The sequence below is a fragment of the Methanosarcina barkeri 3 genome (assembly GCF_000970305.1).
Classification (GTDB): domain Archaea; phylum Halobacteriota; class Methanosarcinia; order Methanosarcinales; family Methanosarcinaceae; genus Methanosarcina; species Methanosarcina barkeri_A.
On sequence record NZ_CP009517.1, the window covers coordinates 206,273 to 219,417 of the forward strand.

The following is a 13,145-nucleotide window of genomic DNA, read 5'->3' on the forward strand; positions in this document are numbered from 1 at the left end:
AATTATATAAACTTTACGTCAACATGGCTAATAACGGGTTAGTTCAAGCAATTGCATTACACAAATTTGCTTAATATGAATTGTATTTGTCTTACTTAAGTTTTAAATATACAAAGTCAAAATTAGACATATGAGAGAACCGAAGCGCCCAGGAAAAACAGTTAAAATGATTATACCTTGCGTTATATCCCTTAGGCCGGGAAAAAAAGATATTATTGAATATTGCACTGTCGATAAACGTGGGTATCCCGTTTTTCGTCGCGTGAATTTTGCTGGATTTCAAGCGACTGTCATAGTAGGTCACAGAGATCTGGACAATTTATCGTTTAATTCTGAAGATAAGGTGTTTATTTGTCAGTTTGGGCCACAAGGTCACTTATCTTCCGTAGGAAAAGATTTAGAAGGGCAGGAACTTACGGTTATTGTGCATATTCCTGACGAAAATTGATTCTTTTTTCACTCTTTTCAACATGAGGACAACATATGGCATTAAGCTAGGGGCTACAAGCTCAAAGGTAAATCCTTGTTTTTGTAGTGCTCAATTCCCTTAAGAGGGCAAGCTCTGAAGTTCACTGGTTCCGGTCTCTTCATTGGTCTTCAAAGTGCTTATACTCTCAAGTTTTTTGGGTTACTTTAATTCTTGTCAATTCTCTTGTATACTTCCATTGCACTCATTTTATGTTACTACAAGATATAATATGTATCAAATATATTTAATCTTTTGATACAGAAATATGTTTAAACTTTTGATATAATATTGAGATAAAAATAAAATCATTTATGAATAATAACTGTTACATCGGTCTCGGGTATTCCAATCGATGAAATCCTGCCGGATGTCGAAATCGCACAGGACCATACTTTTACCCCATGCTTAATGAATATATCACTGTTTATGCTATCCACTTTACCTAATATTACGGTTGCATTCAAGCCGCTCCAGGCTCTTTTATTCGTTCTCACGTTGCCATGTTCATCTGTTTTGTAATGATAAAGCTCATCATTTTCTTTTAAATGAATTGTAATGTCTGAATTGCAAATCAATTCTTTAGACTGTGATGGCCTATTGCTTCTACGTTCCATTTGACTAAACTCCTTTACATTAAACACGTACCAACAGTGCAAATACTTTTGCTACAGTGCTTTTGCTACAGTATTTTTGTAATACCTTCTTACTCTAAGCTGTTTAGAAGCATTTTGGAGAGTTGTTAATGCAAAATAACCTTAAATGGAATTTCAACTCTAAATTCGATTCTTTTTTCCCTGGAAAAATTCTTGATTTTTGGATATTTTATCCCGATTTTTTTAGAATATTTCTTAACCAGTGGTCCAGATTTTAGGTGCAGTCCTGAATAGTCTGTAAAGCTTCGTCCGAATTGGAACAAAAAGTAAGTTTTAACGAGATATGTTGTGATCTGGGGTGAAGGTTGTTCAGATTTTTTGAAAATATGCAAGATGACTATTTTTTCGATTATGGGCCTCCGCTCATGTTTGGATAAGTCAGGTTACATTATTAAAAAAAGTTAATATGAGAAAAGTTATATCCAAGCCTCGCGTTTACGAATCCTATGAAAAAAATGTTTTCAAATAAAATCCTCATTATAGGTTATGGCTCAGTTTCACAATGTACTCTACCCCTTTTACTGGATAAACTCGATGTTCCGCTAGAAAACATTACTTTAATTGATTTTGAAGACAAATCAAAAGCTCTGAAAAAATATACCAATCAGGGATTAAGATTCGTCTGTGAAAAAATTACCCCGAAAAATTTGAATCAAGTTTTGTCACAATATATGGAAAATGAAGGCTTGATCATTGATCTTTCATGGAATATCGATGCCAATGAAATCATTAGTTGGTGCCATGATCACAATGTATTGTACGTTAATACGTCTGTTGAAGTATGGGACCCTGCTGAGAAATTTTTGACTCAAAGCTTATTGGAAAAATCTCTTTATTTCCGACAAATGAAATTGCTTGAACTTTCCCGTGATTGGAAAGATGCGCCTACTGCTGTCGTTGACCATGGCGCAAATCCCGGCCTGATAACTCACTTCGTAAAGCAAGGCTTGCTGGATATTGCCGCTCGCACCTGTGCTGATAAGAAAGTCTCTCCTGAAGATGAAAAAGAAATTGCCCTCCTTGCAAAAAACAGGGATTTTGCTCACCTGGCTAAGAAATTGGGAGTCAAAGTGATCCATTGTAGTGAGAGGGATACTCAAATTGCCAGCCGACCAAAGGAAGTTAATGAATTTGTAGGAACATGGAGCATTGAAGGACTAAGAGAAGAAGGAACGGCTCCGGTTGAAATCGCCTGGGGAACGCATGAGAACAAATTGCCGCACATGGCGCATATACCTCCTTACGGACCGAAAAATGTAATTCTCTTGCCCCAGATGGGCATTAATACATGGGTCAGATCATGGATACCAGATGAAGAAATTGTAGGTATGGCGATCCGTCACGGCGAATCATATGGCCTTTCAAAACTGTTAACTGTTTGGGAAGACGACAGGGCGGTCTATAGGCCTACCGTACATTATGCTTACATGCCCTGTCATGATACGCTTTCTTCTCTTTGCGAATTGCGTGGCCGGAATTATGAACTTCAACCCAAACTCAGGATTATGACAAATGAAATCACATCCGGAGAGGATATAATGGGTGCACTCTTGATGGGCCATTCTTATAATTCCTGGTGGACTGGCAGCGCATTGAGCATTGAAGAGACCAGATCCCTTGCTCCCGGTCAGAATGCTACTACTCTTCAGGTAGCTGCAGGCATTGTTGCTGCTATACTCTGGATGCTTGAAAATCCACGAGAAGGTATTAAAACACCTGAGGACTTGCCTCATGACTTTGTCCTGGATATCGCCAAACCCTATCTCGGAAAATTTATCTCCACACCTTCGGACTGGACACCACTTAAAAATCGCAAAATATTTTTCAAAGAAAATCCAGCCGTGAAACACAATCCCGACCCATGGCAACTCGAAAATTTTCTTTTCGTAGGTTAAGAACAAACTAACCCTCCAGGCAGACTGATGTCTGTCGAGGAAGGGTTCTTTCCTCTGTGCTTCTACGTTAAACAATCGATTAGATAATAATTCAGTGAGAATTAATTGACTGTTAATTGACTGTTAATTGACTGTTAATTGACTGTTAACTTTACTTTCTATTTTTTTGATGAAGAAAAGGAGTACAGAGTCAATTATAACTTACAGAACTTCTGACACACTGCCGTCTAACGATGTAAAAATCTTTAAATCTTCAGGTGCTTAAAAAATAAGTTACAGATATGCCTTTTTTCCTTGCTCACAGGCTATCTGTTTAACATATATTCTCATTTTGTTTGTCGTTAAAATTTTGCGAGCTTCGAGTGTAATATTTTGTTCTCTAGAACTATCAAACTAACTTCTGCATCCAATAGTTTACTTATTGCTTCTTCTCTTTTGGTCTCAGCTTTCCTTATTAGTTCTCCGAGACTTTGAATCTGTGAATCTAATTTATTGCTAATTGAATCTAATTTTTTTGATTGTGTTAGCATAATCTTAGATTCTGCTGATTTCCTCAAACTATCTGCGGCTATTATTAAACTATCAAAATAAGCAATTTTCTCAGATGCTATTTCGAGTTCAGCTTTTACTTTTTCAACCTCTTCTTCGTCAATCATTAAATTGTGTTGTTGTCTTTCAATACAACATTCTACACTCATTTCATAACCTCCCTATTTTATGAGTAATTATTACAGTCTCAAATCCTTATAAATGTTTAGTTCCGGTTAAGCTATAAAGGTAGTAAATAATGAGTCACAAAATTTTTTAACAGATTTTCCTCCCAGTTAACTTATTTCTATATTCAGGTTTGCTATAGATCACTGGCAATTCTATATTATGTAAGGACGTGAAAACTCCTACTCCGTATCTGTTTCTATTTTTTCTATTTTTTTCTATTTTTTTCTATTTTTTCTATTTTGCCCCCAAAGTATCTCACTTTTAACTTATTGAAATATACCGTATACAGTGATCCGTTATTGAGTATTCATTTAAGGCCTCCCAGTTCCAACAGCGAGATAGGGTCCTTCCTTCGACAAGTGATGATACTGTTGCTGCAGCCTGAGCAATAACCGCAGGATTATAGCGCAGAATAGTACATGTCAGACTCAGCAACACGGAAGGGGGGAACTGTTAATGTGCGGTCTTATAGCCTAATTTAAGCAATTTTACTCCCCCATCAATATTTATATAATTAAAAATATAATTTATATTTAAAATCATATTCAGGTTCAAAAATTATTTCAATCTTTTATTATGCCTGCATGACAGGACCACTATGGAATCTAAGGGACGAAAACCTTATTTGCCAGCTCACAATCCATGCAAGAAAAGAATATTGTGGATGATTTGCAGAATGACCGCCACCGCATAGAGATACTCGGCGCAGTTTTGCTATTCTTCGGGAACATTTGAGGGCTCACCGTGGCCTCAACCGACATGGATGCCAACTGCCTCATCACGATTTCTAGGTAATGGCTGCTGTTGCTTGGTATTTGGGAAATATAGAAATAAGGGTATTTGACATCAACTAGATAAGTTCTATAAAAAACTAAATATAATTAGGAGAAAGGGCCATTACTATTAAGTATGAGTTATAAAATTCAAATATGAGCTTATAAAATTCAAATATGAGCTTATAAAATTCAAATATGAGTAATAAAATTCAGAATGACAAAGATGCTAACATTGAAAAATGAGAGAAAAATTGGCTTATGTAACTTTACCTCTGAGTCTGTGGAACTTGGAATGCTTCTTGCGATTGTAGGGGGATTTCTTGACGCTTACACGTTTGTTGGAAGAGGTGGGGTTTTCGCCAATGCTCAGACTGGAAATGTCGTACTTATGGGCATAGAAGCTGCAACAGGAGAATGGGGTCAAGCACTGCTTCATGCTGTACCTATTCTGGCATTTATGATAGGGGTAGTAGTTGCCGAGATGATTAAAAAACCTTCAATGTGCCTGTTTATGCAGGATTCCGAAAGAGCAGTTTTAATTCTCGAAACTGTAGTTCTTTTTATCGTAGGTTTTATACCTTACACGAGTCCGAGTATTATTGTAACAGTTGCGGTTTCTTTTGTTTCTTCGGTTCAGATCTCTTCATTTCGAAAACTCGTTGGTTCTACGTATAGCACTACAATGGTTACTGGAAACTTACGTTCAGCTACACAGGAAGCTTATATCGCTTTTACGAAAAAAGACGACGAATCGGCTCGCAGAACCATTCGATACTCTACAATTAACCTTTCGTTTCTAGCAGGAGCTGTTCTAGGAGGGTTGCTTACATCATTTATTGGGGTTAAAGCAGTATGGATACCTGTTGTCGTGCTGATATGCTCTATAATTTTATTCAATAGTGAGCGTAAAGATAAAAACGCTAACATTGAAATCTAAGACTCAGTGTCGCGCCAATACTAAAGGATTCACAGGTTCCGAATAATTGTAATCGATTTTATAAGACATTTTACGACTGATTCGACATTAGTAACAGTAGATTTTTAACGGTAAAGTGACGAATTACTGAAATCAGGTTAATAGATTAGTAATTTTTAGAATAGTGGAGGGTCCTTCAAAATAAGTGAATTAATTAAGGTTCGACATGCTTATTTCTTCTGACCTACATATGTATACAAGTTTATACTGTAGAAATAATGTCCTGTCTTTTCTATTTGAGTTATTTGATCCTTAAATAATTCAAACTCAGTATTTTCTATTATTCCTTTTTCAACAAGTGCTTTAAATTCTTCATTTATCAATGAATAACCCCTGAATCCTTCTTTATACTCGGATTCAGTCACTACATAAGTAAACATAGTTCCATTAAATAAGCCTGTCTCGTTAAATATACCTGAAATTTTTCGTCCCATCCAGGCATCACAATCATTCATCCAGGGCTGTTGCCAATCATTATATGTAGTGATAAGCTTTCTATAAAGGTTTTTATCAAAAGCATTAAAAATTTGCGTATCCCAATCAAAATGCGCCATAATTATTTTTCCATCGGGCTTCAGCACTCTATGAATTTCGTGTAGTAATTTACTTTTATTTTTGATGCATTCTAATACATTACAACTGACGATAACATCTATTGATTCATCTTCGAATTTGAGACCATCTTCTACATCGTAAACATCAAATGTAAACCGACAATCCCTTTCAGTCTGCATTTTCGCAAATTCTATCAGGTTAGTCTTAACATCAACGCCATACAATTTAGCTTCTTTGTAGGCCCTATTACTAATTTCTATTAGATCATAACCTTTACCACAACCAATATCCAAAAATGTACTGGCTTTTGAAAAGTCTATAAAGGATAAAATATGACTTTGAATTCCTTTTCTATTATACATAATAAACTACTCCTCTTTCTCAACTACTCCTCTTTCAAAATTCGTGACACAATATCATGGTTCTTTGCCTCCGATGTAAGATAATGTTTTCTCGCTTCCACGCTCCTGAGTTTATAGGTAAGTCCAGAAGCTTACATTTTGCTTGCAAACTTTAGCCTTCAGACGAACCGCCTCGACCCGCGAAGATGTAATTTCTCTATCCCTTTTCATAATACTGTTTCGCATATCCTTATCCATGTTTGTAAATTTGGTATGTAAGTTCAATTTTTTTCGTGAGTAGGGTATAGCACTATAATATTAAATGTCTTTAGTATTAATGTCTTTATCCAGTTTTTTGGGAGATTCAGAGCTCTTCATTCTTGTTTTCAGTTATTCATTGGTCATCGGTTAAGGACTTTTCTTGCCTGAAAGCTATCGATTTTGTGTTAGAAGTAGATCTATAAATTTTGTCCTATTTACATGAAATCTATACTCTGTTCCGGCTCGTAATTTATTAAACTATTTGACAAATATTGTGGAAATTGACATAGTTTGTCACGATTCCTCACTTAACCGAAAACGAATGCAGCTTTATTAAGTGTTCAATAGCTTTTTTAAACTCTTTATTTTTGATATCCACTATTATTTTGGAAAATAATCTGGATATCAAATCTTGCAGCTGTTTGGGCATAAAATGGGATACAAATTCGAATTTAATGATACTAACCAACACTGTTGGTTTTTTCTCTCGTTAAGCTTCACAACAGATCGGGGGTTATTAACCACAAGGGTTAGTACGAAATACTTTAAGAGGATAAAACAATATTTATATATTTAGTGTAATCTTTAAACATCTAGCGGCTGACAACAGACTTCTGCGCAATCTATATCAGCTTTCAGTGCAGGGAAGGTAAGCAATGGCAAGAGACAGAAGAGACTATTATTATCATCAGGCAAAAGAAGAAGGGTACCGGTCCAGGGCTTCCTTCAAGCTTAAGCAGATCAATGAAAGACATCATATTATCAATAGGGGAGATTCGGTTGTTGATCTGGGTGCAGCCCCAGGTGGGTGGCTCCAGGTTGCAAAGGAACTGTCCGGAGGTAAGGTACTTGGTGTGGATCTTCAGAGAATTGTTCCTATTGAGGGTGTCGAGACCATTCAGGGTGATATAAACGCAGAATCGACAATAAAGAAGATTACTAAGATCGTAGGGGTAAAAGGAGCTGATGTGGTGCTCTGTGACGCGGCCCCTAACCTTTCAGGAAACTGGTCTTATGACCATGCACGGTCAATCGAGCTTGCAACTTCAGCTCTTGAATGTGCAAAAAAAATTCTCAAACCTAAAGGGAATTTCGTTGTAAAAGTCTTCCAGGGAGACATGTTTAACGACTACCTACAACAGGTCAGGGAAAACTTTGTCAAAACAGCCGCATATTCTCCGAAAGCGTCACGGTCCCAGAGTGCTGAAATCTACGTTATAGGAAAGAAATTCCTTACAGCTCCTCTCCGCAAAGGAGATAAATTCGTAGTGGACATCGAGGAGCTGGGTTCGAGCGGGGACGGAGCTGTACTCATTGAAGGGTTTGTCGTTTTCGTAAAGGAAGTCGAGATCGGAGAAAAAGTCAGGATTAAAATAACGGATGTCAAACCCAACTTCGCTTTTGCAGATGTCGCAGAAAGGCTTGGAAAAACCGAAAAATCTGAATGATTTATTATAAACACTGTATAACATAAACTATAGCATTTCGTAAAAACATATATGTTCAAGCTGTTATATATACAGCTTAAACATTAAATATAGTTATTAAACAAAAAATGTTAGTAAAATTATTAAGAGTTTATCCCGATTTTAAAAACACCTTCAAACACGGTGATCCGGTTGATTGATCTTCACACTCACACGATTTTCAGTGATGGGGAACTTATACCCAGCGAACTTGTCAGACGGGCGGTTATTCACGGCTATAAAGCCATTGCGCTTACCGACCACGCCGACTATACCAATCTCGAACAGCTTATCGAAGCTGGACAGAAAGCAAAATACCTTGAAAATGAATGGGATATCCGCGTTCTGGCCGGGGTTGAACTGACACATGTGCCGCCACGGAAAATAGCTCCTCTTGCAAAGAAAGCAAAAGAGCTGGGTGCGGATATTGTGGTTGTGCATGGAGAGACCATCTCCGAGCCAGTTGCCCCCGGAACAAATTCAGAGTCCGTTGCCTGTGAATATGTGGATATTCTGGCTCACCCGGGTCTGATCTCTGAGGAAGATGTCGAAAAGGCTAAAGATAACAATGTCTGTCTTGAGATTACAGCAAGGAACGGACACAATCGGACCAATGGCCACGTTGCACGGCTTGCACTTGAAATCGGAGCAACGATTCTTGTAAATACCGATACACATGCCCCTGAAGACCTTATCACAGATGAAACTGCCATGAAAATTGCAATGGGAGCCGGACTTACCGAAGTAAGGGCAAGAGAAGCATTAAAAGCTTCAGCAAAAAAAATAGCGGAAATTGTTTAAACTGTATATATTCTTTTCTATTTTTTCCAAGTTTTTTCTTAATCTTTTCTTTTTCAATTTATTTCTAATTAGTTTTTGTTTTCCTTTCAAATTATCCCTTATTTTTACTACCTTCTTATTTCCTCAGATTATTCAGCTTTTATTATATTAAAAGAGAAAATGGCTCTTAGATCTACGTCGATATCTCAAACAAAAAATAAACTGAACAGAAAAGTATTCAAGAAATATATGGATATTGGCAAATACAAAAAGGTTTTTTAGTGTTTGTGGTATTTTCTTTTCGAAAGTAAATGCTATCTTAAATGTTTAGCGTACTTTATAGTTGTTAAACTCTCGATCTTCTATCTAACTGAATTTTCAATATTCTCGATAGGATGTTTCGCCTCAAAAGATCTAACTATTTATATTATATAAAAAGTTAGACATGGATTTGCAGTGACCTCCAAACCTCCCCAAATCGGATTACGGATATTGAGAATTAAGGACTTATAGATACAATTCCTTGAGATCGAGAGTTAAAGTTCCATAATATCTGAGGTACTAGAATGAAAAAGATGAGCTTTTTAGTAATTGGCTTGCTACTTATGTCAATAGTAGCAATGTCAGGATGTGCTGATGATAAGTCATCCAACACTACCGCCCCTGCAGAAGAAGAGAATGCAGGCAATATGTCAGCTAATAATACTATGCCTCCAGGAGGAGAAAACCCAGGTCAGATGCCTCCTGGAAATGATTCCATGCCTCCTGAAGGAGCTCCTGGTAATATGTCAGCTAACGGTTCCATGCCTCCAGCAGGAGCTCCAGGTAACATGTCCATGCCTCCAGCAGGAGCTCCAGGTAACATGTCCATGCCTCCTGAGGAAGCTCCTCAGGCAGAAAACTCAAGCAATATGTCATAATTTGATTAGTTTGAATACGGCTTTCAAACTGTTTAGACAAGGATGAAGGTAATTAGTCAGATAACAACTTTTACCTTCACCTTGACTTTTTATTATTTTTAAAATCGGTATCATCAATTTATTCTTGTCAGCTGCAACTCCACAAGGATATTTTCCTACAATTATATCGATGTAATCTGTTTCTTGGAATATGTTGATTTGATATATTTGTTGTGCAGTTTGTTGATTTGAATATTTATTGCAGTATATAGGTTTAATATATTTATCGTAGTATATAGGTTTAATATATTTATCGTAGTATATAGGTTTAATATATTTATCGTAGTATATTGATTTGATCTTTTTGTTGCGATATACTGGTGTAATCTATTTTCTGTAGTGTCAATGTTACATCTTTTGAATCAAAACTGAGCATCGGGGATTATGTGCTCATTTTACAGAATTAATCAATAACTCAAGGACTGCAAGGACAAAACCCATATAGTCCTATACTAATAAGAACGTATTTATAAAAATCAAATTATACAAAGACCACAATTACATAAAACTCAAAACTATGAAAATTAAATTATATAAAAAATCAAAATTACACACATTCAAAGTTATAAAATCAAAATTATATAAAAATTAAAATTTCATTTTTGAGGTGTGTTATAATATGAGTATTTATGTAATGCACTTTAATGAAATCGACAGGACAAACTTGTCTGAGGTAGGGGGAAAAGGTGCTAATCTGGGAGAAATGGCTAAAGCAGGATTTCCTGTCCCTCCTGGATTTTGCATTACAACGTCGGCTTATCGTGATTTTATTGCAGCAAGTAGTGAGATGGACAGATTTTTTAATTTGCTTGATCAGTTAAAACCGGATCAACCGGAAGAAATCATTAAACTGGGAAAGCTGATCAGAGACCACTTACTAACCGTCCCGATATCTCAAACGATTAAACTCTCTATTCTTGATGCATGGAAAGTACTGGGAGAAGAAAAGGCTTATGCCGTTCGGTCAAGTGCTACAGCTGAAGATTTACCGACTGCTTCTTTTGCCGGCCAGCAGGAAACCTATTTGAACGTAAAGGGAATAGACCAACTCCTTCAGGCTGTACGGAAATGTTGGAGTTCTCTGTTTACCGACAGGGCAATAATCTACCGTATTAAAAACGGATTTGGTCACCGAACGGTTTATTTGTCCGTAGTGGTACAGCAAATGATATTTCCGGAGGTTTCCGGACTTATGTTTACTGTGGATCCTGTTACCGGGCACAGGAATATTATTTCCATTGATGCCAGCTTTGGATTGGGTGAGGCTCTGGTCTCAGGAACCGTATCAGCCGACTCCTATCAGGTCCTCAAGGGTAAGATTATCAAAAAGCAAATTGCAGAAAAGAAGATAGCTATTTATCCGATCGCAGAAGGGGGAACAATAACCAGAGAACTTGCTCCTGAACTCCAAAAAAAGCAGGCCCTCACTGATGATAAAATTCTGGAACTGGCCCAACTCGGCCAAGAGATAGAAAAGCACTATTGCTCGGAACAGGATATTGAGTGGTGCCTGGCAGGGAATAGGTTCTATATCTTACAAAGTCGCCCTATAACCTCTCTTTATCCGATTCCTAAAGTATACGACAACAAACTTCACGTATTTTTGTCGATTGGTCACCTTCAAATGATGACGGATGCCATGAAACCTATGGGAATTTCTGTTTTTCGGGGAATATTTCCCATTGGAAAAGACTCTATATCCTTTCCCAATCCGGTAATAACGGAAGCGGGAAATAGGCTTTTTTTCGACGTCACCGCTCTTTTGTACAATAAAACCTTTCGACGATACTTTATCTGGAGAATTTCTATTGTGGACGAACTAATGAGGGATGCCCTGGTGAAAATAGTATCAAGCGGGATCTTTCGACAGGAAGCAAAAGCAAACAAAGACACAATGAAACAGGTTTTTAAGTTGTTCAAACCGCTGCTTCCGCTCTATCTAAAGGGTATTCCGGTCATTGTTGACAATTTATTCTTCCTCGAGCCTTCAGGTATCATTGAGCGAGCCACAGCTCCTCTGGAAGATATAATCGATAAGTATAGATATAGCCTCATGCAGGTGTCAGGGTTAGAGCGAATAAAAAAGGTTCAGGAAAGTACTGGAAAGTTGCTGCAGGAACTTAATGGCAGCATGATGTATGTACTTTTATCGTTCATTGTTCTGCCTATTGCGAATCGTCTTTCCAGGTTGTGGTTGGGTGAAGACCTTGATGTTGGCACGCTGAGTAAATCTTCTCCTGGAAACGTAACCGGTGAGATGGGGTTAATGATTGGGGATCTGGCCGATACTGCACGAAAATATCCTGAAGTGATAGATTATTTGAAAAGAGCTGAAGACCGTACTTTCTATCAGGGTCTCGGTAAAGTAAAGGGTGGAGATATATTCGGAGCCGAGCTGGATAGGTTCATGGAACTGTATGGCATGCGCTGCCCTGGGGAAATTGATATTTCAAACATTCGATGGTGGGAAGCTCCTACCCTGCTTGTTCCGTCTATTATAAACCACATAAAAAGTAATGCTCCCGGTGAACATAGGGACCGTTTCAGACAGGGCCGGAAAGAAGCTCAGGAAGCTATACAAAAACTTCTGGATGGTATTGGAAATACTCCTGCCGGAAACTTCAAAGCAAGACTAATGTCCAGGCTTCTTTTTATTTATCGAAATTCTACAGGCTTGCGTGAATTTCCCAAGTATGTCATTGTTCGGTTTTTTGATATCTACCGGAAGGCTATCCTTGCAGAGGCACGAGTTTTACATCAACGAGGGATTCTGGAAAGAGAAGAAGATGTGTTCTATTTATACCTTGATGAGCTTGTGGCATTATTAGAAAAACGTTTTAATAAAGACCTGAAGGAACTTATAGACTCCCGTAAAAGAGCCTATGAGCAGTACCAGAAGATGACGCCTCCCAGGGTTATGACCAGCGAAGGGGAAGTAATTACAGGTGTGAGAAGCGATGTAGAGGCTCCAAAAGGGGCTTTAATCGGGACTCCTGTTTCAGCAGGAGTTGCAGAAGGGTACGTAAAGGTTATCCTCAAACCTGAAGCCGCAAAGTTGAATAAAGGAGATATTTTAGTAGCTCCTTTTACTGATCCAGGCTGGACTCCCCTGTTTTATTCCGTTGAGGCTCTGGTAGTGGAGATTGGTGGTATGATGACACATGGTTCTGTAATTGCGCGGGAGTATGGTATTCCTGCAGTTGTAGGTATCGAAAATGCTACCAAAATCTTAAAGGACGGCCAGTATGTCCGTGTTGACGGTACAAGGGGTTTTGTACAGGTTCTGAAATGAAAAAA

The 13,145-nt window shown here is 37.7% G+C and carries 10 protein-coding genes; 7 read left to right on the plus strand and 3 right to left on the minus strand.

The features are described 5' to 3' along the window. Positions 1–166 precede the first annotated feature (166 nt). Entirely contained in the window at positions 167–448 is a 282-nt protein-coding gene (locus MSBR3_RS00860; protein WP_048105781.1) for a hypothetical protein, read from the plus strand. Positions 449–774: 326 nt separating this feature from the next. Here the strand turns inward: MSBR3_RS00860 and MSBR3_RS00865 are convergent, their stop codons facing one another. After that, complete coding sequence (locus tag MSBR3_RS00865) at positions 775–1,083, minus strand: hypothetical protein (RefSeq protein WP_048105783.1); 309 nt, start codon at positions 1,081–1,083, stop codon at positions 775–777. A gap of 485 nt (positions 1,084–1,568) precedes the next feature. On the opposite strand from MSBR3_RS00865, the gene MSBR3_RS00870 reads away from it, so the two are divergent. Continuing rightward, positions 1,569–3,017 carry a saccharopine dehydrogenase NADP-binding domain-containing protein gene (locus MSBR3_RS00870; protein WP_048105784.1) on the plus strand — a complete coding sequence of 483 codons (1,449 nt, stop codon included), beginning with the start codon at positions 1,569–1,571 and terminating at the stop codon, positions 3,015–3,017. A 341-nt stretch (positions 3,018–3,358) separates the two neighbouring features. Here the strand turns inward: MSBR3_RS00870 and MSBR3_RS00875 are convergent, their stop codons facing one another. Next, complete coding sequence (locus MSBR3_RS00875; RefSeq protein WP_048105786.1) at positions 3,359–3,715, minus strand: hypothetical protein; 357 nt, start codon at positions 3,713–3,715, stop codon at positions 3,359–3,361. A gap of 1,009 nt (positions 3,716–4,724) precedes the next feature. Between MSBR3_RS00875 and MSBR3_RS00880 the strand changes: the two genes are divergently transcribed. Continuing rightward, entirely contained in the window at positions 4,725–5,447 is a 723-nt protein-coding gene (locus MSBR3_RS00880; RefSeq protein WP_048105788.1) for a YoaK family protein, read from the plus strand. A 209-nt stretch (positions 5,448–5,656) separates the two neighbouring features. Here the strand turns inward: MSBR3_RS00880 and MSBR3_RS00885 are convergent, their stop codons facing one another. Continuing rightward, on the minus strand, positions 5,657–6,403 hold the full coding sequence (locus MSBR3_RS00885; RefSeq protein ID WP_048105789.1) for a class I SAM-dependent methyltransferase: 747 nt from the start codon (positions 6,401–6,403) through the stop codon (positions 5,657–5,659). A gap of 896 nt (positions 6,404–7,299) precedes the next feature. Between MSBR3_RS00885 and MSBR3_RS00890 the strand changes: the two genes are divergently transcribed. The 4 genes from MSBR3_RS00890 to MSBR3_RS00905 all read left to right on the plus strand — a co-directional run bounded on the left by MSBR3_RS00890 (position 7,300) and on the right by MSBR3_RS00905 (position 13,140). Beyond that, complete coding sequence (locus tag MSBR3_RS00890) at positions 7,300–8,091, plus strand: 23S rRNA (uridine(2552)-2'-O)-methyltransferase (protein ID WP_048105791.1); 792 nt, start codon at positions 7,300–7,302, stop codon at positions 8,089–8,091. Between the two features lie 171 nt (positions 8,092–8,262). Next, positions 8,263–8,910: a histidinol phosphate phosphatase domain-containing protein gene (locus MSBR3_RS00895; RefSeq protein WP_048105792.1), complete on the plus strand. Its 648-nt coding sequence runs from the start codon at positions 8,263–8,265 to the stop codon at positions 8,908–8,910. Positions 8,911–9,455: 545 nt separating this feature from the next. Then, positions 9,456–9,809: a hypothetical protein gene (locus MSBR3_RS00900; RefSeq protein WP_048105793.1), complete on the plus strand. Its 354-nt coding sequence runs from the start codon at positions 9,456–9,458 to the stop codon at positions 9,807–9,809. A 658-nt stretch (positions 9,810–10,467) separates the two neighbouring features. Continuing rightward, the gene (locus MSBR3_RS00905) at positions 10,468–13,140 is read left to right on the plus strand and encodes a phosphoenolpyruvate synthase (RefSeq protein ID WP_048105794.1); all 2,673 of its coding nucleotides are present in this window, start codon (positions 10,468–10,470) and stop codon (positions 13,138–13,140) included. Positions 13,141–13,145 lie beyond the last annotated feature (5 nt).